Below are 26,399 nucleotides of genomic sequence, written 5' to 3'. Positions count from 1 at the left end.
TTGTACTCGTCATCTTTCAGGCTGTAACTACGTTGGCTACAGCCTGAAATGTTCCGAGCGTTATTCTCGTTAGTCCGCCAGAAATAGCGGGCCCATTGGCGGTTTTGGAAGATCATACCGGTCAGGGTAATCCACCGCGACCAGATACAGCCCTTCCGCTTTTGCCGTTGCTGCCGCCAGCGTTCTGTCCTTTGCCGCCAGCAACTCTGCTATCCAGCTCTCCGGCTGGTTGTGGGCACCGACTTCCATCAGGCTGCCGACAATATTCCTGACCATATGATGTACAAAGGCATTCGCTTTGATATCTACCACCACATAAGGACCGTGACGCGTGACATTAATATGCATAACGTTACGCCACGGGGTTCGGGACTGGCACTGCACCGCACGGAACGAGGTGAAATCATTCTCGCCCAGCAAGCATTGCGCAGCCCGATGCATCCGTTCAGCGTCCAGCGGTTCGTAAAAATGGGTTACCCCTTTACTCAGTACCGCCGGGCGCAGCCGATGATTGTAGATGATGTAGCGATAACGGCGAGCCGTGGCGCTAAATCGGGCATGAAAATCATCAGGTACAGCTTTAACCCAACGCACGGCGATGTCACCAGGTAAATTCGCATTTACGCCCAAGGTCCACGCCGCGTCTTTGCGCTGCGCGGTTGTTTCGAAATGCACCACTTGCCCGGTACCGTGTACCCCTGCGTCAGTACGCCCGGCGCAGAAGACGGTGATGGGTTCGTTCGCCACCTGGGAGAGCGCCTTTTCCAGCTTCTCCTGCACACTGCGGACTTCATTCTGCCGTTGCCAGCCGTAATACTTACTGCCGTCGTACTCAATGCCCAGCGCAATTTTATAAACTGGCAGTTGTTGCTGGTCGGACATTAGTACAGATACTCCTGCACCAGTTTCTCGGCGATTTTTACTGCCATCAGCGCGCCGCCAAAGCGAACGTTATCGGCCACCGACCAGAACTGGACTTGCTCCGGCATACCGTAGTCATTACGCACGCAGCCAACAGAAAGATGCGGCGTACCCGAAGCATCCCCTACCTGAGTCGGGAATTCGTTCTCTTCAGAGAGCACAATATCTTCGCCCTGAGCAAACGCATCACGCGCTTCTTCTGCCGCCAGCGGACGCAGTGCTTCAAAGTTGACCATCTGGGCATGACCGTAGAATACCGGTGCCTGGACGACGCTTGCCGAAATCATCAGCCCTTCGTCCTGCAGGATTTTGCGTACTTCGTCAACGATACGACGTTCTTCACGCACGCTACCTTCGCTATCCGGCAACAACGGCAGCATATTGAACGCCAGTTGACGACCGAAGAAATCTTCTTCGTCAATCGGAATGCCGTTGAGCAATTTCGCACTCTGCCCCGCTAACGCATCGACCGCTTTTTTGCCCTGGGCGGAGGCTGAAATCAGGCTGGTAACACTGATACGCGACAAACCGCCCTGATCGATTAACGGTTTCAGTGCCGCCAGCAGCTGGCTGGTCAGACTGTCTGGTACGGCGATGACATTCCGGTTGCGGTAATCGGTCAGTACAAACGGGTTTACTTCCGGCACCACCAGCGGTACGTCGGGTTCGAGAGCAAACAGTCCGCTGCTGTCGATCACCAGGCAACCTGAGTTGGTCGCTTCTTCAACCCAGGCAGCGGTAGCTTCTTTGCCTGCGACAAAAAATGCCAGCTGCGCCTGCGTCCAGTCGAATTCAGCGGCATCCTGCACGGTGATTGTTTTACCACCAAAGCGCAGTTGTTCGCCTGCGCTTTCGTTACGTGCCAGTGCATAAATTTCCCCAACCGGGAACTGACGTTCAGCCAGCGTTTCAAGCAGGGCTTCGCCCACAGCGCCAGTTGCGCCCAGGACGGCAATGTTCCAGCCTTCAGACATGGTGGTTTACTCCAGAAATAGCAAAGCTCCCTGCCAATGTTACAGCAGAGAGCATGAAGAAGAGATTAACGTGCCGGATGATGAACGGCGTTAAAACCCAGTTTACACAGCAATGATGCCGCACTGGCGTCATCACAAATTACATACAGAGATGACCATTCACGGCGCTCAAGATAGTTTTTGCGCAGTTTATCGAACTCACCCGGTATCCCGGCGACTTTACGCAGCGGTGCGTCATCGCGGCGCACATCATACACCAAATGCACCAGCCTTTTCAGCGTCGGTTGATCGAGCGGGCCATGCAGCGTAATGCGACCAAACTCTGGCGCGGGCAGTAATGTATCCAGCGCAACGTGCTGTTCATGCCCAATAAACTTGCTATAGGCTTCAAACACTTGCGTAGTACCGCGTGCTTTACCTTCCAGGGTATAACCTGCGATATGCGGCGTGCCGATATCCACTTTTGTCAGCAACTCCACGTTAAGTTCCGGTTCGCCTTCCCAGACATCCAGCACTACGCTTAACTTCTGGCCTTCATTCAGGCAGGTCAGCAACGCAGTATTATCGACGACTGCGCCACGGCAGGCGTTAATCAGAATCGCTCCCGGCTTCAGGCTACGGATCAGTTTTTCATCCGCCAGATGCAGCGTTTTGTACGGCCCATCTTTGAAGAGTGGCGTATGGAAAGTCAGAATATCCGCATGCTGAACTAATTCATCCAGCGAGCGGAAATCACCCTCATCCCCACGGTCAGCGCGAGGCGGATCGCAAAGCAATGTTTTAATCCCTAACGCTTCCAGTCGCGCCTGCAATCGACGTCCAACGTTACCAACGCCCACGATCCCCACCGTACGGTCGTGCAGTGAAAATCCATCGCGTTCGGCAAGCATCAGTAGTGAGGAGAAAACATATTCCACCACCGCAATCGCATTACAGCCAGGTGCAGCGGAAAAACCAATTCCCGCCTGCTTCAACCATGCTTCATCGACATGGTCGGTCCCCGCAGTGGCAGTGCCAACAAATTTAATGGGTTTTCCTGCCAGCAAAGATTCATTCACTTTCGTGACCGAACGCACCATCAGCGCATCCGCGTCTGCCAGTTGAGCAACGGGGATTGGACGCCCGGGAACCGCGGTCACCTCACCCAAACGGCTAAATAAGTCGCGGGCATAAGGCATATTTTCATCAACAAGGATTTTCACGTTTGTGTTACCTGTATGAGACGAGAGTTAACCGGACAAGTGTGCCATAATCTCGCGGCCAGGCATACTTGCGAAGATTTCAGGTATAAGGATACGTAATGATACAACCTATTTCCGGCCCTCCTCCTGGGCAACCACCAGGTCAGGGAGATAACCTGCCGTCTGGCGCGGGCAATCAGCCTTTATCCAGTCAGCAACGTACTTCGCTGGAAAGCTTAATGACGAAAGTGACCTCACTGACGCAACAACAAAGAGCAGAACTGTGGGCGGGTATCAGGCACGATATTGGTCTGTCGGGAGATTCACCGCTGCTTTCGCGTCACTTCCCTGCCGCTGAGCATAATCTGGCGCAACGTCTGCTGGCCGCGCAAAAAAGCCATTCTGCCCGCCAGCTTTTAGCGCAATTAGGGGAGTATTTACGTCTGGGGAATAATCGTCAGGCGGTCACGGATTATATCCGTCATAACTTTGGTCAGACGCCGCTGAATCAGCTCTCACCGGAGCAATTAAAAACCATTCTCACCCTGTTGCAGGAAGGGAAGATGGTTATTCCGCAACCACAGCAGCGCGAGGCGACCGACCGTCCTTTATTACCGGCGGAGCACAATGCGCTAAAACAGCTGGTGACCAAACTTGCGGCGGCAACGGGGGAACCCAGCAAACAGATCTGGCAATCGATGCTGGAACTTTCCGGGGTGAAAGATGGCGAGTTAATTCCAGCGAAACTGTTTAACCATCTGGTGACCTGGTTGCAGGCGCGCCAGACGTTAAGCCAGCAAAATACGCCGACGCTGGAATCACTACAGATGGCGCTAAAACAACCTTTAGATGCCAGTGAACTGGCGGCGTTATCGGCATATATCCAGCAAAAATATGGCCTTTCTGCGCAATCATCGCTTTCTTCTGCCCAGGCCGAGGATATTCTTAATCAGCTTTATCAACGGCGGGTTAAAGGGATTGATCCGCGTGATATGCAACCGCTGCTTAATCCTTTTCCACCGATGATGGACACGTTGCAAAATATGGCAACGCGTCCCGCGCTGTGGATACTGTTAGTCGCGATTATCCTGATGCTGGTCTGGCTGGTTCGTTAGCCCCGACGAAATGACAGTATCGTGACAATAATTCCCAGCACCGCAGAGATCGCCCCGGCAAGAAATACCGAAGAGTAACCAAACGTGGTCGCCAGCATTCCCGCCAGCGGCCCGGAGACGCCGAGGGCGATATCCTGAAACGCGGCGTAACCGCCCAGTGCGGTGCCGCGAACTTGTGAGGGGACGCGTTTAACCACCTCCACGCCCAGCGCAGGAAAGATAAGCGAACATCCGGCTCCGGTTAACGCCGCGCCCGCTAATGCGACCCACGCACCTGGGGCTTGCCAGAGCAGCAACAAGCCCACCGTTTCTACAAGCAGAGAGACAATCGCCACTTTCACGCCGCCAAAACGGTCCGGCATCCAGCCAAACATGACGCGCATCACGACAAATGCGCCGCCAAACGCGGTAAGAGTAAAGCCCGCCATCGCCCATCCTTTGCTGGCAAAGTAGAGCGAAACGAAAGTCCCGATAACCGCAAAACCAACGCCTTGTAGTGCCAGCCCTAACCCTGGTTTCCAGATAAACCCGACAACGCTCCACAGCGATGGACGTTCTCCCGCCAGGGCCGGTACTTTGCGCACTGTGCCGTTACAGGCCCACGCCAGTAAGGGTAATACCATTGTGGTGATCGCCAGTGCGGCAAAACCGTAATGGCTATGAATCAACAGGCCAAGCGGAGCACCAACAGCGAGGGCACCGTAAATCGCCATTCCATTCCATGACATCACTTTGCCAGAGTGTTTTGGCCCTACGATGCCTAACCCCCAGGTCAGAGCGCCTGTCAGTAACTGGCTTTCACCAAACCCAAGAATCAAACGCCCGATGACCAACAGGGCAAATTTGAACGGTGCGGAGACAGGCAAAATCGCCGCCAGCAGCAACGCGCCGCCAGCCAGACCACAAGCTAACATCCCCTGAAGCGCCGAACGTTTTGCACCATATTGATCGGCCAGTCGCCCGGCATAGCCACGCGTCAGCACCGTAGCCAGAAACTGAATCCCGACGGCAATCCCGACCATGGTATTGCCATAGCCCAGATCATGATGAACAAACAGCGGGATAACCGGCAACGGCAGCCCTACGGTCATGTAGGTGAGAAAAACCGCAAAAGCGATGCGGAAGAGCGAAAAATTGGCAGAAGATCGTGTTTCGGTTTGGCTTACAGCAGTCATGCATTACTCCAGAATGCAGCGCAAGGCGAGGAGTATCCCCGTCTCATCTCTCTGGTTTCAGGGTTACGGTGCGTTGGCAGGATTTAACGCGTACGTCTTTTCAGAAGGAAATCGACAAAGCGGGAAGTTTGCCTGGAACAGGCGGCGATTGTCAATGATGTGAAAAAGGGAACCATCAGGTTCCCTTTTGCGTTAGTGCCGGAGGCCGCATTAGCGCGTAACGTCGGATGCGACGCTGGCGCGTCTTATCCGACCTACTCCGACTACTCCGACTACTCCGGCCTACTGCGAATTAATCTTTCAGCTTGCGCATTACCAGCGTGGCGTTGGTGCCGCCGAAGCCGAAGCTGTTAGACATAACGGTGGTCAGTTCGCGATCGGTCGTTTCGGTCACGATGTTCAGACCTGCAGCCTGCTCGTCCAGCTCTTCAATGTTGATGCTCGGGGCGATAAAGCCGTGTTCCAGCATCAGCAGAGAGTAGATAGCTTCCTGTACGCCAGCAGCGCCCAGAGAGTGACCGGTCATGGCTTTGGTTGCAGAAATCGCCGGGCTCTTATCGCCGAACACTTCACGGATAGCTGCCAGTTCTTTCACGTCGCCAACCGGAGTCGAAGTACCATGAGAGTTCAGGTAATCGATTGGGGTATCAACGCCGTGCATCGCCATCTTCATGCAGCGTACTGCGCCTTCGCCAGACGGAGCAACCATGTCTGCACCATCAGAGGTTGCGCCGTAGCCAACGATTTCAGCATAGATGTGAGCACCACGCGCCAGCGCGTGTTCCAGCTCTTCAACCACTACCATACCGCCGCCGCCAGCGATAACGAAACCGTCACGGTGAGCGTCGTAAGTACGGGAGGCTTTTTCCGGGGTGTCGTTGTATTTAGTAGACAGCGCACCCATCGCGTCGAATTCGCAGGCCATTTCCCAGCACAGCTCTTCGCCGCCGCCAGCAAACACGATGTCCTGTTTGCCCAGTTGGATCTGCTCTACTGCGTTACCGATACAGTGTGCGGAAGTCGCACACGCGGAGCTGATGGAGTAGTTAACGCCATGAATTTTAAACGGCGTGGCGAGGCAGGCAGAAACGCCGGATGCCATCGCTTTGGTGACCACATACGGGCCAACCGCTTTCAGGCCGCGCGGGCCGCGCATTGCGTCAGCGCCGAACACCTGGAAACGCGGGGAACCGCCGCCAGAACCTGCAATCAGGCCAACGCGCGGGTTATTCTGGTAAGCTTCCGGAGAAAGGCCCGCATCTGCGATTGCCTGCTCCATAGAAAGGAATGCATAAATGGATGCGTCGCTCATAAAGCGCACAACTTTGCGGTCAATGAGGCCAGTGGTATCCAGTTTTACGTTGCCCCAGACGTGGCTACGCATGCCGGAATCCTTCAGCTCCTGAGAGAAAGTGATCCCTGAACGTCCTTCACGCAGAGATGCCAGGACTTCCTGCTGGTTATTACCGATGCTGGAAACAATGCCCAGGCCAGTAATCACTGCACGTTTCATTCAATACCTCTGTAAGTCGCACATAGAGTAAGTTTCGAATGCACAATAGCGTACACTTGTACGCCGAACAAGTCCGATCAGCCATTTAATAGAGAAATTTGCGCAGCCTTACACACATCGCTAAGATCGAGCCACCGCCTGTAAGACGAGTAACTTACGTGAAACACTACTCCATACAACCTGCCAACCTCGAATTTAATGCTGAGGGTACACCTGTTTCCCGAGATTTTGACGATGTCTATTTTTCCAACGATAACGGGCTGGAAGAGACGCGTTATGTTTTTCTGGGAGGCAACCAATTAGAGGTACGCTTTCCTGAGCATCCACATCCTCTGTTTGTGGTAGCAGAGAGCGGCTTCGGCACCGGATTAAACTTCCTGACGCTATGGCAGGCATTTGATCAGTTTCGCGAAGCGCATCCGCAAGCGCAATTACAACGCTTACATTTCATTAGTTTTGAGAAATTTCCCCTCACCCGTGCGGATTTAGCCTTAGCGCATCAACACTGGCCGGAACTGGCTCCGTGGGCAGAACAACTTCAGGCGCAGTGGCCAATGCCCTTGCCCGGTTGCCATCGTTTATTGCTCGATGAAGGCCGCGTGACGCTGGATTTATGGTTTGGCGATATTAACGAACTGACCAGCCAACTGGACGATTCGCTAAATCAAAAAGTAGATGCCTGGTTTCTGGACGGCTTTGCGCCAGCGAAAAACCCGGATATGTGGACGCAAAATCTGTTTAACGCCATGGCAAGGTTGGCGCGTCCGGGCGGCACGCTGGCGACATTTACGTCTGCCGGTTTTGTCCGCCGCGGTTTGCAGGACGCCGGATTCACGATGCAAAAACGTAAGGGCTTTGGGCGCAAACGGGAAATGCTTTGCGGGGTGATGGAACAGACATTACCGCTCCCCTGCTCCGCGCCGTGGTTTAACCGCACGGGCAGCAGCAAACGGGAAGCGGCGATTATCGGCGGTGGTATTGCCAGCGCGTTGTTGTCGCTGGCGCTATTACGGCGCGGCTGGCAGGTAACGCTTTATTGCGCGGATGAGGCCCCCGCACTGGGTGCTTCCGGCAATCGCCAGGGGGCGCTGTATCCGTTATTAAGCAAACACGATGAGGCGCTAAACCGCTTTTTCTCTAATGCGTTTACTTTTGCTCGTCGGTTTTACGACCAATTACCCGTTAAATTTGATCATGACTGGTGCGGCGTCACGCAGTTAGGCTGGGATGAGAAAAGCCAGCATAAAATCGCACAGATGTTGTCAATGGATTTACCCGCAGAACTGGCTGTAGCCGTTGAGGCAAATGCGGTTGAACAAATTACGGGCGTTGCGACAAATTGCAGCGGCATTACTTATCCGCAAGGTGGTTGGCTGTGCCCAGCAGAACTGACCCGTAATGTGCTGGAACTGGCGCAACAGCAGGGTTTGCAGATTTATTATCAATATCAGTTACAGAATTTATCCCGTAAGGATGACTGTTGGTTGTTGAATTTTGCAGGAGATCAGCAAGCAACACACAGCGTAGTGGTACTGGCGAACGGGCATCAAATCAGCCGATTCAGCCAAACGTCGACTCTCCCGGTGTATTCGGTTGCCGGGCAGGTCAGCCATATTCCGACAACGCCGGAACTGGCAGAGCTGAAGCAGGTGCTGTGCTATGACGGTTATCTCACGCCACAAAATCCGGCGAATCAACATCATTGTATTGGTGCCAGTTATCATCGCGGCAGCGAAGATACGGCGTACAGTGAGGACGATCAGCAGCAGAATCGCCAGCGGTTGATTGATTGTTTCCCGCAGGCACAGTGGGCAAAAGAGGTTGATGTCAGTGATAAAGAGGCGCGCTGCGGTGTGCGTTGTGCCACCCGCGATCATCTGCCAATGGTAGGCAATGTTCCCGATTATGAGGCAACACTCGTGGAATATGCGTCGTTGGCGGAGCAGAAAGATGAGGCGGTAAGCGCGCCGGTTTTTGACGATCTCTTTATGTTTGCGGCTTTAGGTTCTCGCGGTTTGTGTTCTGCCCCGCTGTGTGCCGAGATTCTGGCGGCGCAGATGAGCGACGAACCGATTCCGATGGATGCCAGTACGCTGGCGGCGTTAAACCCGAATCGGTTATGGGTGCGGAAATTGTTGAAGGGTAAAGCGGTTAAGGCGGGGTAATCTGCTCTCGCAGTGTTTGCCGGATGCGGCGTGAACGCCTTATCCGACCTACGTGTGACGTGTAGGCCTGATAAGACGCGATAAGCGTCGCATCAGGCATGGTGCTCCAGACGCCGCAACTTACTGCTGTGACGCCTGCTGAAACAGGTTTTCCCACATATCGGTCACCAGCGCCTGGTCACGCGGCGACAATTCACCGGCACCAATGGCTTTTTCCAGACTCTGGCTAACGGTCGTATGCACCGCCTGAGCGGAGTGGTCATCACCACTTTCCAGTTCTGCGATGGCTAATGTCAGGTGGCCACGCAAATACCCACTGGCAAACAACTCATCATCACTGGCATGGTCAACCATACCGTCGATTAATGCCAGAATGCGTGATTCAAACTCCGCGATCATCTTCTTTCCTCATTGTAAAACGTGGCACCGGCTTCAGTTGAGCGCTTCCGGCCACGGGAACTGTTCCGCCGTAAGTTCCGGCGTGTGATAATAATTTTGTAGTGCTTTAATGAAGCGTGCCGGGCGTTCAGGAATGCCGTTTGCTAGGTAATCCATCACCTGCGCATGTACCCGCCGTTGAAACACCACACGATCCGGTTCGAAGTCGCCTTCCAGATTGTCGCAACTGACGTTAAACGGATATCCCGCCGCCACACAGAACAACCAGTCGAACGCCTGCGGCTTCACTTCAACATCTTCAAACTGGCTTTGCGTTTGGGCATCGCGTCCGTCCGGGCAATACCAGTAGCCGAAATCAACCAGCTCACGGCGCGCTTTCCCGGCAATACACCAGTGCGAAATCTCATGAATTGCGCTGGCATAAAAGCCATGAGCAAAGACGATTCGGTTATACGGTACTTCCGCATCAGCAGGAAGATAGATCGGTTCGTCGTCGCCTTTAATCAGACGGGTATTAAATTCATCGGCAAAGCAGCTATTAAAAATTTCAATCAACTGCTCATAGTGGTGTGTACTGTTCATTAGTTCATCCCCAACCAGTGGAGGATCTCCTGTCCGTGGCTATCAAAAAGTAATTTGGCACTCATCACCGCTGAGACAATAACAATCATCGGGCGGATCAGCTTTTGTCCTTTGCTCAACACCAGTCGTGAACCCATGCGCGCGCCGAGGAACTGCCCCACCAGCATGACAAAGCCCGTCGCCCAAATCACTTTGCCACCGAGAATAAACAGCAGTAAACCGCCGATGTTTGACGTTGCGTTGAGTAATTTGGCGTGCGCCGTGGCTTTGGCGAGGTTGAATCCGCACAGCGTAACAAAGGCCAGTGCGTAAAACGATCCGGCTGCCGGACCAAAGAATCCGTCATAAAAACCGACGCAGCCACCGGCAATTAACGCGAAGGGCAAACCGTACATCCGGCGCTGGCGATCTTCTTCACCCAGCTTTGGCATCAGCAAGAAATAGAGGCCGATACAAATCACCAGAATGGGCAAAATCTGCCGTAAGACATCAGCCTGAACGTATTGCACCAGCAGTGCGCCGCTCATTGAGCCGATAAAGGTCATGGCGATATTGAGTTTCTGATCGCTTAAACTAACCACTTTGCGGCGAATAAAGTAGATAGTGGCGGAAATAGAGCCGCCGCAGGCTTGCAGTTTATTGGTTGCCAGCGCATTAGCGGGAGACATCCCTGCCGCCATCAATGCCGGAATGGTGAGTAACCCACCGCCACCGGCAATCGAGTCGATAAATCCCGCCAGCATGGCGACAAAAAAGAGAACACCCAGCAACAGCGGGGAAACCATAAACAGGCTATTAAACGTTTCCATTAGATCACGTGCTCATCCAGTAGCGCCTGGCAGGAAGGCGGCAACGGAGGCGGTGTCTTCTTCTCAGGCTTTGTTGTTCCCGGTTTTGGAGGTTCAAACCAGCTTTGCAGTTCTGCCCCGCAACCATCGCCTGGTGGCGGTAAAGGTTGATCTTCACACTCCAGACTATCGGCAGGACAACGTAATCGTACATGCATATGCGCACGATGCTGGAACCAGGGTCGCACTTTGCGCAACCAGTCGCGATCGGTGCCCGCATCAAGGCAAAGTTGTTGTTTAATCGCCGGATTAACAAAAATGCGCGTGACGTCTTTGTCCTGGGCGGCGAGTTTGATCAAGCTGAAAATTTCTGGCTTCCACAGCGTGGAGACAACGTGTTTACCGTCGCGGGAAACTAAGTCCAGTGCTTGCGGGCGCAAGAGCTGCGCGGAGGTCCAGCGAGTTTTCGGCAGTTGCAGAAAGATATCGACATCCAGTCCGGTCTGGTGGCTGGCATGACCGCCGTTGAAACGCCCACCAGCGGGCATCCCCATATCGCCAATCAGCACCGTACCCATGCCCAGATTGCTCACCTGGCTACTCAGACGCTGGATAAACATCACCAGATCCGGGTGACCGAAATAGCGACGCTGATCGGTACGCATGACCTGATAATGTTCGGACTGTATCGGCAACGTGTCAGCGCCGACAATACAGCCATTAGAAAAACTGCCTATCGATTGTGCGCTACCCGGCACAGGTTGGGTTATTTTTTGCCACGGCGTCGCTGCCAGGCTAGCGCTACTGGCAAGCAGAGCCAGCAGCGCAATCGCGGTTTTGTTCATTTTTTACCAGCGTGGAATATCAGTCTTCACATCGGCATTTTGCGCCCGCTGCCGTAACAGGTGATCCATTAAAACGATCGCCAGCATCGCTTCAGCGATCGGCACTGCACGGATCCCGACACAGGGATCGTGACGGCCTTTGGTGATCATCTCAACTTCTTCGCCAAAGCGGTTAATAGTGCGCCCCGGCACGGTAATGCTGGAGGTCGGTTTCAGCGCCATATGAGCAATGATTTGCTGCCCGCTGCTGATACCGCCGAGAATGCCGCCCGCATGGTTGCTCTGGAAACCGTCTTTGGTGATTTCGTCGCGGTTCTGGCTGCCGCGCAGCGCCACTACGTCAAAGCCGTCGCCAATTTCCACGCCTTTCACCGCGTTGATGCTCATCAGCGCATGGGCGATGTCGGCATCCAGGCGGTCAAATACCGGCTCGCCAAGTCCGGCGGGGACGCCACTGGCAACAACGGTGACTTTCGCGCCGATGGAGTCGCCCTCTTTTTTCAGCGCGCGCATCAGTTCATCTAACGCGTCGATTTTATCCGGGTCCGGGCAGAAGAACGGATTTTGTTCAACCTGCGACCAGTCTTTGATTTCCAGCGGAATGTCGCCCATCTGGGTCAGGCAGCCGCGGATTTCAATACCAAATTTCTCAGCGAGATATTTTTTGGCAATCGCCCCTGCCGCTACGCGCATGGCGGTTTCGCGGGCGGAAGAACGTCCACCGCCGCGATAATCGCGCAGTCCGTATTTTTGTTCGTAGGTGTAATCGGCATGGCCTGGACGGAAAACGTCCTTAATCGCACTATAATCCTGAGAACGCTGGTCGGTATTTTCGATCAACAAGCCAATGCTGGTGCCAGTAGTAACGCCTTCAAAAACACCGGAGAGAATTTTGACCTGATCCGGCTCGCGGCGCTGGGTGGTATAGCGCGATGTCCCAGGGCGACGACGGTCGAGGTCATGTTGCAGGTCCGCTTCCGTCAGCGGAATGCCTGGCGGAACACCATCGACGATGCAGCCGAGCGCCAGCCCGTGCGATTCGCCGAAGGTGGTTACGCGAAAGAGTTGTCCAATTGTGTTTCCAGCCATCACGGCTCCGTTATTGTTGTGTTTGCGTGTTTACTTAATCTTTATAAATCGCGAAATGTTCACGGGCCGCCAGCAGCTGCTCTTTGGTGAGCATAAACACACCATCGCCGCCGTTATCAAACTCCAGCCAGGTGAACGGAACATCCGGATATTGTTCCATAAGATGTACCATGCTGTTGCCGACTTCACAAATCAACACGCCATCATCCGCAAGGTAATCTGCCGCGTTTCCGAGAATGCGACGCGTCAGTTTCAGGCCGTCGGTGCCAGATGCCAGGCCTAGTTCCGGCTCGTGACGGTATTCGTTTGGCAGGTCGGACATATCTTCCGCATCGACATACGGCGGGTTAGTGACAATCAGGTCGTACTGCACTTTCGGCAAGTCGCGGAACAGATCGGAACGAATCGGAATGACGTTGTGGATCAGACCGTGTTCTTCGATGTTCTGTTCAGCAACCGCCAGCGCGTCGGGAGAGATATCCACCGCGTCGACTTCCGCATCCGGGAAGGCATAAGCACAGGCAATGGCGATGCAGCCGCTACCGGTACACATATCTAAAATGTGCTGCGGTTGCTTGCTGATGAGTCCGGCAAATTTATTGTTGATCAGTTCACCAATCGGCGAGCGCGGCACCAGCACGCGTTCATCGACGTAAAATTCATGACCGCAGAACCAGGCTTTGTTGGTCAGGTAAGCCACCGGAATGCGCTCGTTGACGCGGCGGATCACGCGTTCAACAATACGGTGTTTTTCGCTGGAGGTCAGACGCGCGGTGCGCATATCTTCCGGGATATCCAGCGGCAGGTAGAGCGATGGTAACACCAGCTGTACGGCTTCATCCCACGGGTTATCGGTGCCGTGACCGTACCAGATATTTGCCGCGCTGAAGCGGCTCACCGACCAGCGCAACATGTCCTGAATGGTTTGCAGCTCATTTACTGCTTCATCAACGAAAATTTTATCCACGTATTCCTCCAGGGCATGATCGCAATAATTTCGGCGGCTAGTTTGCCATGAAGATGACGATAAATCAGCATTCACGCGCGGTGAGTGAGGAAAAATACGTTTAAAACGATCGATTGCGCTACGAGTCGGGTAAACTGTAGGAAAATTAGAAATTGAGACAGATAAATGAAAAAGAAAACAACACTTAGCGAGGAGGACCAGGCTCTGTTTCGCCAGTTGATGGCGGGGACTCGCAAGATTAAGCAGGACACGATTGTCCACCGACCGCAGCGTAAGAAAATTAGCGAAGTGCCGGTGAAACGGTTGATTCAGGAGCAGGCCGATGCCAGCCATTATTTTTCCGATGAGTTTCAGCCGTTATTGAATACCGAAGGTCCGGTGAAATATGTTCGCCCGGATGTCAGCCATTTTGAGGCGAAGAAACTGCGCCGCGGCGATTATTCACCGGAGTTGTTTTTGGATTTGCACGGTCTGACGCAGCTACAAGCCAAGCAGGAATTAGGCGCATTGATTGCTGCCTGCCGCCGCGAACATGTGTTTTGTGCCTGCGTGATGCATGGTCACGGGAAGCACATATTGAAGCAGCAAACACCGCTGTGGCTGGCACAACATCCGCATGTGATGGCATTTCACCAGGCACCGAAAGAGTACGGCGGTGATGCGGCTTTGTTGGTGTTGATTGAAGTGGAAGAGTGGTTGCCGCCGGAGTTGCCCTGAATGCTGGCAGCAAATGCCGGAGCAGCGTAAACGCCTTATCCGGCCTACAAATATGTGATAATTCAATAAATTGCAATTCACTTCGTAGGCCTGATAAGACGCATCAGAGCAATACTACGAACTACAGTTCATTCAATACATACTGAAAACGACACGTCGAATCAATCGGTTGCCCACTACTGGTATTCACATTCACCACAATATCGTGAAGTACTTTATCCGTTACCGGATGACGAGTTGGCGTAACCGTTACCGTTGATTTATCACAACCGTAAGAGGTAAAGGTTAACAATTCTGATACCGCGCGGCAGTATGCTCCTCTGCCATCATTATCAGAAAAATTACTGCCATCACAGAGTCTGCCGCCTTCCATCAGGTAGGTCGAAAGCGTGGTGGTCACTGTTGACCCCGTGGACTGAATTCGTAACGCCTTATTATGGCTGACATAATTTTCACTCCAGGAGATATCGTATGAAGCGACCGGTATCGTTGGGCATATTGTGTTATGCACTGTAGGGGCCGTATAGCTTCCAAATCCGGGTAAATCTGTATAGGAATAAAAGGATGCGATCCAAGGGCAACCATAATCATCAGATGCAACGGTAATTTTAAACGTCATATATGCACAACGAAAAATTTTCGTATCTATGCCAGGGCAATTTGAGTTATTAATTGTATCAAAGTCAGTCAGTACCAAAGTTGGAGCTGAACCCGACCCAGACCAGGAAATAACCCGCAACGTATCGCCTTTATACGCAAAAGAATCATATTTCCCATATGCAACCTCCTTTGGCGTTATCACCGTAACATTGAAAACACTGCTCGCTACAGCACCGGTTACCTTGTCCATGGCATAATAAACTCTCACACTGTCAAAACTCGCACTCATAAGTTTATCTCCAGCATAACTTTTAGATGCGCCGACAACACTCAGAACGAGCAGCATTAGGCTCGCGAAAATTATGGTCCATTTTTTCATTTCAGAAATACTCAAAGGTTGCCGTCACTATGGCACTAAAGTCTCCGGACGTTACATCTCGCCCGCTCTTTGCCTGTAACCAGGTATTAAAATTTAGGCTGTTATTTCCCTGATTCAGTGGGAGCGTGACGCCTGTTGTATTGTTGATTGGCACCGATGTGCCTGCCGCAGTTTCAATACCAATCCCAGCGCCGGATGCTGATGACGAGGAGTCAAAGGCCAGAAAGCCGGGTAAAGCACTATCTTCTGTTCCTGTCAACGTTACTTTGACATTAAACGATGTAGAACTATGACAATCTTTCAATTGAAACACCAATGGCACTCGCTCTGACTGCCCAAGGTTCATTAAATCGCTGGCGGCAATGGCAGGAAAATGTACTTCTGCCAACTGGCTACCATTAATCACTGGCGTACACGATTTACTGATTAAATTGCCGGTAAAGTGCAAATTATCTCCTGCTATTGTGGTTCCACTGCCCAGCAACATCAGGCTACTAATAAAAAACAACGTACGCTTTTTCTTCATTGGTAATCTACCTGTAACGTGGCCCAGGCCTCAAAGTCCGCCTCTGGCAAAACGACACCACTCTTTTTTACTGGCACAGCCGTTAACACCGGTAAATCGGTTTCATTCACCACAAGTGGCGTATTGATCGTAAAACTCTGCCCTGCCTGTTTGAGCTGAATGCCTAAACCAGTGATATTGCTGCTTACTGCAGCATTATCAAAATCGCTTGGTGTGCCACTCCAGCTCAAGGTCATTTCCATTAATGGGTCGCGAACCGCCGTATCGCAGGTAATGGAATACGGCACGGTTTGCTCATAATTGCTGCCATTAATGTCATCAATAAGCACATCCTGAAAAGTTATTTCAATGGTTTGAGCGTTGCTAATCGTGCAGTTAGGCGGCTGCACTAAATAACCGTGAAAAGAGACGTTTGAGAGTGCCATCGGGCAAAAGCCCCACAGCAAAATAAGCGAGATCCGTTTCATTGGTAATCCACCACAATTGTGGCACTGGCGTTAAATTCAGCTGCCGCTAACGTTGTACCACTCTGTTTCACCGGCACAGCTTCCAGAACGGGAACTCCCGAGGAAAAATTAAATGGCAACCATGAGCCAGAGTTTAAGTCGAGTATTGTGTGATCACTACTTTTCTGAACCCGAATACCAAACCCAGGAATACCCGTGCTGATAACTGTTTCACCGTTAATCACGACCGTTGTCGCCTGCATCTGTAGACGCAGGTCATCCATTGCCAGATTGTTACAAACAAGCGAGTAGTCAATGGGACGTTTATAATCAACCCCATTGATCTTATTAATGAATACATTACCAAACTCAACTGCCGCACCATTTACCGTACAAGGAGGAGGGGCATCGACAAGCACCCGTAAATTCATACTTACTGACTTACTCGCTGCAACTGCAAAGCCGCTACCAACACAACATATCAGTAACCCAGTTACCGCCCAGACAGAACAAGATCCTTTCATACTGGCTCTCCCGGCCTCAGCCTTTGCGGCTCTGCTCTTCATCGACCTGGCAACTGTTACCGTTGCAAGTGAAAAAGAGCGGCATCCGAGCGCCATAGTCGTTGACATAGGTCAGTACCGGCACGCTACCCATCTTCACATTCAGCGGTGCAGAGGTTTTCGGCGACATCACTATTGGCGAGAAACCGGCTGCCGGATTGCCATTTTTCTGTGTGCTGGCATTACTGAAAATGACGTAATACGGCGTCGGGTTATTGACGGTAAATTCCTGACCGTTGCGGGTTAAAGTAACCTTATATTGCCAGGGGTTTTTCATGCTGACGTTCTCCAGCGCCTTCGGTCGCCAGAACAACTTAATACGCGTTTGTAGTGCTATTTGCAGCGTGTTGGCTTTGTTTGATTTTGGCGGGATCTCACGCACGTTGAAGTAGAACAGGCTTTCACGATCGGCAGGCAATTTGTTGATATCCGGCATTCCCTGCACTTTTACCTGCCCGTTCATCATTGAATCGATGCGTTGCACCGGTGGCAGAACAGTTAACGGTGAACTGATCTTGTTACCCTTTTCATCTTCGATCCAACTTTGGGCCAGATAAGGCAGTTTCGGATCGTTATTGCGCAACGTCACGCTGATTGATTTGTCGCTTTCATTAAATATCAAACGGGTACGATCTGGCGTTACAGAAGCCTGGGCAGACAAACTGGCAGCGCTAAGCAGTAACGCTAGCGTCGTAGCACCCAATTTGGCAGAGCAAAGTAAATCAGACATGGATCATTCCTTAATCACGTTATTGGTTAGCTGAAACAGAAACAGGGGGATTGGTGGGTGTCACCTGTTGCGTCTGCTCCTGAATGACAGGCTTTATGTCATCAGGAACAACCGGCGCGACGTTGCCTTTATGCTGGCATGGCAGTAACAAGCCGTTAAACAGATCGGCAGGCAGCGGGTCCGGCAGGTTGATATCGCAATGCGCAACACCACTCCAGAACACACTCATGTGTTCGCCAGGTTTCACCCCAGCCAGATAAACATTGCCGTCATCATCGACAAGGCCCACTGTCTGCTCGTTATCATTTTTTACTTCTGCGCCAAACGGAGGATGGCTGCCGTCTTGTAAACGCAGCACCGCCATCGCTTTTTGACCACTGATGACGGCAAATTTGCGGTAGCCAATCGCCCCTTCAGTTAGCGTGGCTTGTACCACCGACTGGGTTGCTTCGGCGTTTTCCGGCAGTTTGTTGAGGTCGATATACGCCTGATTGCGGTAATAGTTATTGACGTCAGAAACGACGGCTTTACCAAACATATTGGTATAAACAGCAGCACCGTTACCTTCTACCGGAACATCGGCAACGCCATCGGCATCAATCAACAAGCGTGTCCCGCCCATATTCTGGGTACGGTGAAGTGCGCCACCGTGGGCAGTAAGCGTTGCGCCGCCCTGTAACGACAAGCCCGCAGAGGTGTATTGCCCTTCATGGTAGTTCGCACTGAGGTCAACCTGCGCCAGCGAACCATCATGGCTGTAATAGCCGTCAACGCTGGTGTGTTTGTCACTGGTGCCGACGTTCAACTGATAGTGAGTCGCGTCATCGACACGGCTGAAATAACCGACCTGACTGCTGTCCGTCCCACTGCCATAGTTACCGTTATAGCTAACGGTACTGTTATCGCCCCACGGCATACTGAGCGAAATGTACATGCCTTTGTCGGCCTGGTTGTCATACTCGTAACGGTAGCCAGTCATCGAGATGCTGACATTACGAATACTGCCCATATTGAAATAGTGCGAGAGCATGATGTTGTAGTTTGTCTGCTCCTCGCGATCCCAGTAGGTATGGCGGGTATAGTTGAGATAAACCGAAACACCCGCATCGCGGAAGTTCTGGTTATAAGTGGCGGTGTACATCTCTTTGTCGTTGCCCGTGCGTACCATTCCGCTGTCACTGGCATCCAGATACTCGCTCATGGTCATAAAGTTCTCTTCCGAGAAGCGATATCCAGCAAAAGTAACGCGGCTGTTGAGCTGGTCAAAGTCTTTGGAATAACTCACACGGAAGGAGTTACCGTCCAGCGAACCTTTGCCATAAGCGGTGTCTTTATCCAGTTTGGTGTGCGAGTGAGTAACATCAAACGCGACCGCGCCGAATGTAGACAAATCGCGACCGACGCCAAGCGCCGCAGACTGATAGTTTTCATCTCCCAGTGCGCCGCCATATAACGACCAGCCGTTAGCGATCCCCCAGGAAGCTTCAGCACCAGAAAAAAATTCACCCTCGACATGGTGTCCCCACTCTTGCGGACGGCCCATCATGATCTTATAGCGAACCTGACCTGGGCGAGTGAGGTATGGCATCGAGGCGGTGCTGATGTCATATTCCTGCACCTGGCCGTTCTGTTCTTCAATGCGAATATGCAACGTACCGGAGACAGAATCACCAAGATCCTGAATACGAAACGGTCCAGCCGGAACCTGCGTTTCGTAAATCACACGCCCCATCTGGCTGACGGTCACTTTTGCTGTGGTGTGTGCCACGCCGGAAATGTCTGGCGCGTAGCCGCGCAGATTGGGAGGCAACATTTGATCGTCAGTACTGACACTGCCACCAACATAGTTAAAACCATCAAAAATATCGGATCTGAGGTAATCCTCGCCCAGCGCCAGTTTGGCTTTTAATGATGGTAACGCCCGCCAGGCATAGTAGCGACTCCACTCCCATTTTTTTTGAGTTTCATCGCCGCTGAATTCATCGTCATCATTACTGCGAGTATGTTGATAGTTAGTCTGCCAGTCAGCACGCATACGCCACGGCCCCAGGTTAACCCCGACCGTCCCGTTGCCGCTGATCTCGTTACTATCATCACCGCCATTTTCTTCGTGCCGGGTTTGTGCGTTGATGCTGTAGTCCACGACGATCCCGGAGATGCCGTCATCCCAACGTGAAGGCGGATCCCAGTCGGGATAAGTATATTCGAGGTAAGCCTGTGGCAGTGAAATGACTAATGCGGACTGGCTTAAATCAGCCTTAATTTCCATGCCTTCCAGTTGACCGGATTTCAGGCATTTAGCATCGTGGCTCCATTGCAGATTGTTCGCCACGTCTTCTTTTAAACCAAACTGCGCTACCAGTTCCGGTGTCAGACAAGCATAGCTTTTGCTCGCGTCATCTTCACCAGCATACCAGTAAATATCGTACTCTTCCGCCAATGGCTGTTTATTTAGTTGAACCTGTAAATTGTATTTTCCGGGCTCAACATATCCCTGGCTGGAAAAACGCTTCAGATCAATATTTGTGTCGCCTTTTAATTCCAGAAAACGGGAATCAAACTGAATGTCGTCTTCAGCCCAGACACTGCTATAACTCCCTGACATTGCCAGCGCAATGCACCACGGAAGAATCCGTAATCGAAAAAGAGAATGGTCAGGCATACACGTTTCTATCCGTTTTTATTCTTGTTCGGTCAAAATCCATTTAAATCCCCCATAGCAGTGTCGCTATGGGGGTATGCCTTACAGGTAAGTAATCTGGAAGGTGGTATTTGCTTCGAAATTACCCAGATCTGGCGCATCAGCTGCGCCGACCAGCCAGGCTTTAAAGTTCAGTGTCTGCTTCGCTTTGCCTTTATTGGTAGAAGTGTCTTTCACTATTTTCTGGTCAATACCCATGCCGCTTTTGTAAGAGGTACCCAGAGAGTCACCGATCGCCAGGCTAACATTGTTAAATGCCGCACCGGTATCGGTATTGAAAATGGTGTAATAATTGCCGCTATTTGCAGAAGAAACGGTACCAGTAAAGGTAGTGGTCATTGTTTCCTGAGTATCAAATACGCAATCTTGCAGACGAATCTGGAAACTTTTCGGCGTGGTGGTGCCGTTATTTTTCAGTTTTTCGGCACCGATATCACCCATATCAACTTCCAGTTTGTGATCGTCCGGAACGATAGAACACACTGAGTCTTCAATGGTGCCGTAAAAACGTGCAGTACCGTTGTTACCCGCAGCGATTGTTGCCGTAGAGGTGAAAACGCCCATCACCATTGCCGCAGCAATAGCTGTTTTAACAAACTTACTCATTATTTGTCCTTAAACTATAAATAATTAAAAATATAAACATTACAATACATTGATTCAGTCAATACCCAATGTTTATACCCAGCCATTGAATACGGCATGCGATCCAAAAAGAACAGGTCGTAGAAAATTGTATTCTTTGGTGTGGGGCCGCATAGTGATGTTTTCACCCCCCTGATGCAATTTAATTTTACTAAAGAGTAAATGTAGATTTAATTAATATATTGACAGAAGAAAGGTTATCTTAAGGACATCCTTAAAAAATACGGAATAAGTATTTAGAAAAAATAGAAAGTATATCAATAATGAATATCAACAGCTTAAAAAACAAACAATGAACATATAATGCGATTGGCATTTATCCACTTTTGACAATATAATATATAAACACTATAGCCAGAATTTAATCAAGTTTCAATTACATCCTGCCTGATTATTCAACTCTATTTTCTCTATTATCTGTATTAATAAATGACAATGAGTGTCAAACAGACATTATTCATTTCAACATGTAACTTTGGGCAAAATCAAGATACGCGCAGAAGAATAATTTCCGAATGAATGTAGAAAGTGTTTTATTTATAGATAAGGAGAGTCTTCGATAGTAGTGAGGTTGACAGATATCCGCTGCCTGATGAGCAATTATGCCCAATGAATCTACCTCATTGGGCATAATTTGGAACACATCAGATAGCTTTTGCCATCTTCAGATTACACGGGCTCATCTGCCAGTTGAATGTACCGTTTCCGCTTTCATCAAGCGTTACGCTGGCAATGGCCGAGGTGGTAAACATAGGCGGCGTTTCGCCCGGACATAACTCGGCAACCAGATACCCGACTAACGGTAAGTGAGAGATCACCAGTACCGAAGCAACACCTTCATTGGTCAACGCCTGCAAATAGGCACTGACCAGACCAACATCGCCGCAGGGCGTTAACTCCGGCAGAACTTCTGCACTGGAAGGCAGGTTCAGACAATCCCCTACTTCTTCCAGTGTTTGCTCGGCTCGCAGGAACGGGCTCACCAGAACGCGTTCGATTTCCACTTTTTGACCTTTCAGCCAGTTCGCCATCAGGCGAGATTCGTCACAACCATTAGTGGTCAGAGGACGAACGGAATCACTGGCGGCATCGAGGGCTGCGTCGCCGTGACGCATGATAAAAACTTGCATATTGCACCGCTTTTGTTAACCAGATTCGCCCGTTTTCTTTCATCTGAAACCAGAGAAAGAAAACGGTGGCCGGCATTGTGCCTTATCCATTCACCGAATGAAACGCTGTTTTTTACCTCAATGGCGTAAGTATAGTCAATATGCGTTTACATTTTGACCAACACTCCGCCATTCAGCGCGGATTCATATAGCTTTGACCTTCTTATTGCAGGTCAGTTGCAGTTGTTTTCCAAAAACTTTCCCCACGCGCGCCCATCTCGACCAAACGCTCGCAAGGGGTAAAACGGGAACCATACTGCGTGGCAAGTCGTTGCATTATTGCAACCACTTCGCCCGCGCCGAGAGAATCGATATAGCGGAACGGTCCACCGAGAAATGGCGGAAAACCAATGCCAAATACCGCACCAATATCCCCGTCACGCACGCTACGGATAACCTGCTCATCAACACAACGTACTGCTTCATTCAGCATCAACATCACACACCGTTCAGCAACCTGCGGTGCGGAGAGTCGCCCCTGCCCTTGTGCGCCAATGAGCGGGTAAATGGCGGGATCGACCTGTTTTTTGCTTTTACGCCCTTTCTGACCATAAAGATAGAAACCCCGACCATTTTTTCTGCCTTTGCGATCGTCGTTCAAAATTGAAGAAACAACATTTGCAGGCGCGCTAAAACGTTCTCCATAAGCGGCTTCCAGTACAGGAATAATTTTAGTCCCGGTGTCGATTCCTACCTCATCCAAAAGTTGGATTGGACCTACCGGAAAACCAAATTTCACTAGCGCGGCATCAATGTGCTCTACCCGTTCACCTTCGGTCAGCATGCGGATAGCTTCATTAATGTAAGGCGCTAAGATGCGATTGACGTAAAACCCGGCTTTGTCACGCACGACAATGGGCGTTTTGCCCTGTTTTTTCGCCAGTTTTACCGTAGTGGCGATGGTTTGCGCTGATGTACCCGCATGAGGAATAATCTCCACCAGCGGCATTTTTTCCACCGGACTGAAGAAATGCAGGCCGATAACTTGCTCAGGTCGCGTGGCGTGAGCGGCGATATCACCAATCGGTAAAGATGACGTATTCGAAGCAAAGATGGTATGAGCGGCGCTATTTTGCTCAACTTCCGCCACCATCTGTTGTTTCAATTCGAGATTTTCAAACACCGCTTCAATAATCAGATCGCGATGGGCAAAGCCGCGATAGTCCGTCGTTCCGGAGATTAATGCCAGCTGTTTGTCACGTTCGCTGGCTTTGAGATGACGACGGCGAACTTTGCCCTCCAGCTGATCCCAACTGTACTTCAGCGCATGATTTATGCCCTGCGGGTTGATATCTTTAATTCTGACCGGAAGCCCCGCTTTACAAGCAGTGACATAAGCAATACCGCCGCCCATCAAGCCACCACCTAAAATTCCCACGCTGTTTAATGGCGCAGGCGGTGCATCACTACCGGGATCTTTCTTCACGTCCGTACTGGCAAAAAAGATACTACGCAGCGCCTGCGATTGTGGCGTCATCGCCAGTTCGCCAAACGCCCGAGCTTCGGCGTCATAACCGCTGCTGGTGCCCTGCGCTAATCCCGTTTCAACAACCTCCAGGATGCGTTCTGTCGCCGGATAATTGCCTTGAGTTTTGTGTTCTGTTTTCTTGCCGACCATTTTGAACAGCAGCGCACGACCTAACGGCCCCGCCAGAATACGCTCGCGTACAGGTAGAGGGCGGGAAGATGGGCGATCCTTCTTCGCCAGCTCAACAGCGACTTCCAGCAAAATGGAGTGCGGAACAACGTCATCCACCAGCCCCAGCTTTAATGCCTGTTTCGCCCGAAGTTGTTTTCCGGTGAGGATCATCTCTAATGCTGTGCTGACGCCTATCAGACGCGGTAAACGCTGGGTGCCGCCTGAACCGGGTAACAATCCAAGTTGTACTTCAGGCAAACCGAGCACCGTTTTAGGATCGTCAGTACAAACGCGACCGTGGCACGCCAGCGCCAACTCCAGCCCACCACCCAGGCAAGCGCCATGAATAGCCGCGATAACCGGAATGGGCAAAGCATGAATCTCCGCCATCAACTGTTGGCCCTGCCGCGCCAGTGCTTCCGCTTCTTGCGCCGTTTTGCAGTTGCCGATCATGTTGATGTCTGCGCCAGCAATGAAGTTGTCCGGTTTAGCGGAGACAAACACCACGCCTCGCAACTCTTTGTTTTCACGGAGTTGCTTAATAATGGCGCGCACCTGCGAGGCAAACTCCGCCTTCAGGGTATTCATTTTCTCACCCGGTACGTCGATGGTGATGATAGCAATGTTGTCCAGACGAACATTAAGAGTAAACACTGATGCCATTTCCATTATTCCGCCTCCAGAACCATTGCCGCGCCAATCCCACCGGCAGCACAGGCGGTAACTAAACCAAATCCACCGCCGCGACGGCGAAGTTCATGCAATGTCTGGGTAATCATCCGCGCGCCGGTCGCCGCGAAGGGATGCCCGTAAGCAATCGAACCGCCAAGCACGTTAAATTTGCTATCGTCCACTTCGCCAGTGGCATGTGCACGCCCCAGTACTTCACGAGCAAAACGTTCACTACCCAGCAACTGAATATTCGCCAGTGTCTGAGCTGCAAAGGCTTCGTGCATATCGATCAATGTCAGATCGCTCATTGTCAAACCGGCACGTTCCAGCGCCAGCGGTGTTGACCAGGCCGGACCGAGCAACATGTCCTGCCAGACATCAATCGCAGTAAATGCGTAGCTGCGCAGATACCCCAGCGGCACCAGCCCTAATTCTTTCGCCCGGGATTCAGTCATCAGGATCACCGCCGCTGCGCCATCGGTCAGCGGCGTACTGTTCGCCGCCGTTACCGTTCCGTGTTTGCGATCAAACGCCGGGCGCAGCTTTGCGTAATCGGCAAGCGAGGAATTACCGCGAATATTGTTGTCTTCGACAAGCGGTTGTTTATAAGGAGGGATAAAGGCAGTCATCACCTCTTCTTTGAGTTTACCGTCTGACCACGCCTGAGCGGCACGCTGATGCGAACGGTGCGCTAATGCATCTTGCTGTTCTCGGGTGATGCCGTAGGTTTTCGCCATTTGTTCGGCGGTGTCGCCCATCCGCAAGCCAGTAGAATATTCTGCTACCGCAGGCGGTACGGGCATTAAGTCGCGCAAACGCAGGCGAGAGAAGAGTTTCAGTCGCTGGCTCATGGTTCGAGCTTTGTTGACATCAACCAGCACGCGCGCCAGTTTTTTACTGACGCCAATTGGCAATACGGAAGAGGAATCTGCCCCACCGGCAATCCCCGCTCGGATAGTTCCCGCCATCAGGCTTTCTGCGACGTTTGCAACCGCCTGGAAACTGGTAGCGCAAGCGCGGCTGACGCTGTAAGCATCGGTATGCACATTCATTCCGGTACCGAGAACAATTTCACGCGCAATGTTGGGGGCTTCAGGCATTTGTACGACCTGACCAAAGACCAGCTGTTCAATCACTTCAGCGGGGATCTCGCTGCGTGCCAGCAGTTCGCCTACCACCATCTTCCCTAAATCAACCGCGGGAATGCCATGAAAAGCCGTCGCCTGGCGGGCAAAAGGCGTACGTAAACCGCTAACAATGGCGATACGATCGCCCTGGCGGGTAACCAGCGGTAAAACCTGACCCATAACACTCCCCTGTAAAAAAATAAATAAAGTGGTCTGACCTGATCATAGTCTTAACCATTTTTTTACATTTAGCCAAGCGGAGAAAAAAGAAAGTGGGAGCTATGACACAGTGAAGACAGGAGAAAGAAAAGAAAACGCCCCTGCCAGCAACTGACAGGGGCGAACGTACCCGAGAGGAATTAACGCAGACCCAGCTGGAAGATCAGCATTTCAGCTTCGCAGGCAAAAGTGAAATCGATATCCAGGCGCACACCGTCAGACTCTTCAGTGAAAGTCGGGGTGATTTTGCACGGTTCGGATTCCACGCTACGGGCTTTTTCAGTCAGCGCCGCCAGCGTTTGTTCTGCTTCTGCGCGGCTTGCAAACACGCGGCTGTAAGACGCGGTGCAGTCGGAGTTGTCCATAATGGTGCCAACATCCATACAGCAGCAAACCGGGGTTTCATCAGCACTACATTTACTCATCGTTGATTTCCTCTGTATGTGCACCCAAGGTGCCAGATAAACGTTGTGGATATTTTACGCTTCCGGAAAGTGCTGCTCCAGTTGTTAATTCTGCAAAATCGGATAAGTGACCGAAATCACACTTAAA

General features: G+C 51.6%; 25 protein-coding genes. 3 read left to right on the top strand and 22 right to left on the bottom strand.

Annotated features, from left to right (window positions below; genetic code table 11):
• Positions 1 to 69: 69 nt before the first annotated feature.
• From truA to pdxB, 3 genes are all read right to left on the bottom strand, one after another.
• Positions 70 to 882, bottom strand: coding sequence for a tRNA pseudouridine(38-40) synthase TruA (truA, locus tag HGD79_RS23185; protein WP_001283581.1), 813 nt, complete (start codon positions 880 to 882; stop codon positions 70 to 72).
• Complete coding sequence (locus HGD79_RS23180; protein WP_001289165.1) at positions 882 to 1,895, bottom strand: aspartate-semialdehyde dehydrogenase; 1,014 nt, start codon at positions 1,893 to 1,895, stop codon at positions 882 to 884. The genes truA and HGD79_RS23180 overlap by 1 nt, the downstream gene beginning before the upstream one ends.
• A gap of 65 nt (positions 1,896 to 1,960) precedes the next feature.
• Positions 1,961 to 3,097 (bottom strand): 4-phosphoerythronate dehydrogenase PdxB, encoded by a 1,137-nt coding sequence (gene pdxB, locus HGD79_RS23175; protein WP_000699121.1) that lies wholly within the window; start codon positions 3,095 to 3,097, stop codon positions 1,961 to 1,963.
• A gap of 98 nt (positions 3,098 to 3,195) precedes the next feature.
• Between pdxB and flk the strand changes: the two genes are divergently transcribed.
• Positions 3,196 to 4,191: a flagella biosynthesis regulator Flk gene (gene flk, locus HGD79_RS23170; protein ID WP_000615813.1), complete on the top strand. Its 996-nt coding sequence runs from the start codon at positions 3,196 to 3,198 to the stop codon at positions 4,189 to 4,191.
• On the opposite strand, the gene HGD79_RS23165 is transcribed toward flk, so the two are convergent.
• A complete protein-coding gene (locus HGD79_RS23165; RefSeq protein ID WP_000127749.1) occupies positions 4,188 to 5,366 on the bottom strand; it encodes an MFS transporter in 1,179 nt (392 codons plus the stop codon). The two genes, flk and HGD79_RS23165, sit on opposite strands and share 4 nt — an antisense overlap.
• A gap of 292 nt (positions 5,367 to 5,658) precedes the next feature.
• Positions 5,659 to 6,879, bottom strand: a complete 1,221-nt coding sequence (fabB, locus tag HGD79_RS23160) for a beta-ketoacyl-ACP synthase I (RefSeq protein ID WP_000817178.1) — start codon at positions 6,877 to 6,879, stop codon at positions 5,659 to 5,661.
• A gap of 158 nt (positions 6,880 to 7,037) precedes the next feature.
• On the opposite strand from fabB, the gene mnmC reads away from it, so the two are divergent.
• Entirely contained in the window at positions 7,038 to 9,044 is a 2,007-nt protein-coding gene (mnmC, locus tag HGD79_RS23155; RefSeq protein WP_000683799.1) for a bifunctional tRNA (5-methylaminomethyl-2-thiouridine)(34)-methyltransferase MnmD/FAD-dependent 5-carboxymethylaminomethyl-2-thiouridine(34) oxidoreductase MnmC, read from the top strand.
• A gap of 120 nt (positions 9,045 to 9,164) precedes the next feature.
• Here the strand turns inward: mnmC and HGD79_RS23150 are convergent, their stop codons facing one another.
• From HGD79_RS23150 to prmB, 6 genes are read right to left on the bottom strand one after another with little or no spacing between them, the layout of a single operon-like run.
• The gene (locus tag HGD79_RS23150; RefSeq protein ID WP_000559764.1) at positions 9,165 to 9,443 is read right to left on the bottom strand and encodes a YfcL family protein; all 279 of its coding nucleotides are present in this window, start codon (positions 9,441 to 9,443) and stop codon (positions 9,165 to 9,167) included.
• Between the two features lie 33 nt (positions 9,444 to 9,476).
• Positions 9,477 to 10,025 carry an elongation factor P hydroxylase gene (gene epmC / locus HGD79_RS23145; protein ID WP_001089232.1) on the bottom strand — a complete coding sequence of 183 codons (549 nt, stop codon included), beginning with the start codon at positions 10,023 to 10,025 and terminating at the stop codon, positions 9,477 to 9,479.
• Positions 10,025 to 10,834, bottom strand: a complete 810-nt coding sequence (locus HGD79_RS23140) for a sulfite exporter TauE/SafE family protein (RefSeq protein ID WP_000447355.1) — start codon at positions 10,832 to 10,834, stop codon at positions 10,025 to 10,027. The genes epmC and HGD79_RS23140 overlap by 1 nt, the downstream gene beginning before the upstream one ends.
• On the bottom strand, positions 10,834 to 11,658 hold the full coding sequence (gene mepA, locus HGD79_RS23135) for a penicillin-insensitive murein endopeptidase (protein ID WP_001043821.1): 825 nt from the start codon (positions 11,656 to 11,658) through the stop codon (positions 10,834 to 10,836). The genes HGD79_RS23140 and mepA overlap by 1 nt, the downstream gene beginning before the upstream one ends.
• 3 nt (positions 11,659 to 11,661) lie before the next feature.
• Positions 11,662 to 12,747 carry a chorismate synthase gene (gene aroC / locus HGD79_RS23130; protein WP_001297933.1) on the bottom strand — a complete coding sequence of 362 codons (1,086 nt, stop codon included), beginning with the start codon at positions 12,745 to 12,747 and terminating at the stop codon, positions 11,662 to 11,664.
• A 34-nt stretch (positions 12,748 to 12,781) separates the two neighbouring features.
• The gene (gene prmB / locus HGD79_RS23125) at positions 12,782 to 13,714 is read right to left on the bottom strand and encodes a 50S ribosomal protein L3 N(5)-glutamine methyltransferase (protein ID WP_001309606.1); all 933 of its coding nucleotides are present in this window, start codon (positions 13,712 to 13,714) and stop codon (positions 12,782 to 12,784) included.
• A gap of 165 nt (positions 13,715 to 13,879) precedes the next feature.
• On the opposite strand from prmB, the gene smrB reads away from it, so the two are divergent.
• A complete protein-coding gene (gene smrB, locus HGD79_RS23120; RefSeq protein WP_000730806.1) occupies positions 13,880 to 14,431 on the top strand; it encodes an endonuclease SmrB in 552 nt (183 codons plus the stop codon).
• A gap of 121 nt (positions 14,432 to 14,552) precedes the next feature.
• Here the strand turns inward: smrB and HGD79_RS23115 are convergent, their stop codons facing one another.
• The 11 genes from HGD79_RS23115 to HGD79_RS23065 all read right to left on the bottom strand — a co-directional run bounded on the left by HGD79_RS23115 (position 14,553) and on the right by HGD79_RS23065 (position 26,272).
• Entirely contained in the window at positions 14,553 to 15,425 is an 873-nt protein-coding gene (locus tag HGD79_RS23115) for a StfH/YfcO family fimbrial adhesin (protein WP_001356216.1), read from the bottom strand.
• Positions 15,412 to 15,936, bottom strand: a complete 525-nt coding sequence (locus HGD79_RS23110) for a fimbrial protein (RefSeq protein WP_000730293.1) — start codon at positions 15,934 to 15,936, stop codon at positions 15,412 to 15,414. The genes HGD79_RS23115 and HGD79_RS23110 overlap by 14 nt, the downstream gene beginning before the upstream one ends.
• Positions 15,933 to 16,403 carry a fimbrial protein gene (locus tag HGD79_RS23105; RefSeq protein ID WP_168848514.1) on the bottom strand — a complete coding sequence of 157 codons (471 nt, stop codon included), beginning with the start codon at positions 16,401 to 16,403 and terminating at the stop codon, positions 15,933 to 15,935. Before HGD79_RS23105 ends, HGD79_RS23110 begins: the two co-directional genes overlap by 4 nt.
• A complete protein-coding gene (locus HGD79_RS23100; protein WP_160377268.1) occupies positions 16,400 to 16,948 on the bottom strand; it encodes a fimbrial protein in 549 nt (182 codons plus the stop codon). The genes HGD79_RS23105 and HGD79_RS23100 overlap by 4 nt, the downstream gene beginning before the upstream one ends.
• Positions 16,923 to 17,675 carry a fimbria/pilus periplasmic chaperone gene (locus HGD79_RS23095; RefSeq protein ID WP_001281615.1) on the bottom strand — a complete coding sequence of 251 codons (753 nt, stop codon included), beginning with the start codon at positions 17,673 to 17,675 and terminating at the stop codon, positions 16,923 to 16,925. Before HGD79_RS23095 ends, HGD79_RS23100 begins: the two co-directional genes overlap by 26 nt.
• 19 nt (positions 17,676 to 17,694) lie before the next feature.
• Positions 17,695 to 20,337: a fimbrial usher protein YfcU gene (gene yfcU / locus HGD79_RS23090; protein WP_168848513.1), complete on the bottom strand. Its 2,643-nt coding sequence runs from the start codon at positions 20,335 to 20,337 to the stop codon at positions 17,695 to 17,697.
• A gap of 81 nt (positions 20,338 to 20,418) precedes the next feature.
• Positions 20,419 to 20,982 carry a fimbrial protein gene (locus tag HGD79_RS23085; protein WP_000033328.1) on the bottom strand — a complete coding sequence of 188 codons (564 nt, stop codon included), beginning with the start codon at positions 20,980 to 20,982 and terminating at the stop codon, positions 20,419 to 20,421.
• 683 nt (positions 20,983 to 21,665) lie between these two features.
• Positions 21,666 to 22,151, bottom strand: coding sequence for a phosphohistidine phosphatase SixA (gene sixA, locus HGD79_RS23080; RefSeq protein ID WP_001195819.1), 486 nt, complete (start codon positions 22,149 to 22,151; stop codon positions 21,666 to 21,668).
• A 202-nt stretch (positions 22,152 to 22,353) separates the two neighbouring features.
• On the bottom strand, positions 22,354 to 24,498 hold the full coding sequence (gene fadJ, locus HGD79_RS23075; RefSeq protein ID WP_000425058.1) for a fatty acid oxidation complex subunit alpha FadJ: 2,145 nt from the start codon (positions 24,496 to 24,498) through the stop codon (positions 22,354 to 22,356).
• A complete protein-coding gene (gene fadI, locus HGD79_RS23070; RefSeq protein WP_168848512.1) occupies positions 24,498 to 25,808 on the bottom strand; it encodes an acetyl-CoA C-acyltransferase FadI in 1,311 nt (436 codons plus the stop codon). The genes fadJ and fadI overlap by 1 nt, the downstream gene beginning before the upstream one ends.
• Positions 25,809 to 25,987: 179 nt before the next feature.
• Positions 25,988 to 26,272: a YfcZ/YiiS family protein gene (locus HGD79_RS23065; protein ID WP_001296869.1), complete on the bottom strand. Its 285-nt coding sequence runs from the start codon at positions 26,270 to 26,272 to the stop codon at positions 25,988 to 25,990.
• Positions 26,273 to 26,399 lie beyond the last annotated feature (127 nt).

The sequence above is a fragment of the Escherichia sp. SCLE84 genome (genome assembly GCF_012584495.1).
In the GTDB taxonomy this organism is placed as follows: domain Bacteria; phylum Pseudomonadota; class Gammaproteobacteria; order Enterobacterales; family Enterobacteriaceae; genus ECMA0423.
This window is presented reverse-complemented; position numbering and strand designations above follow the sequence as displayed.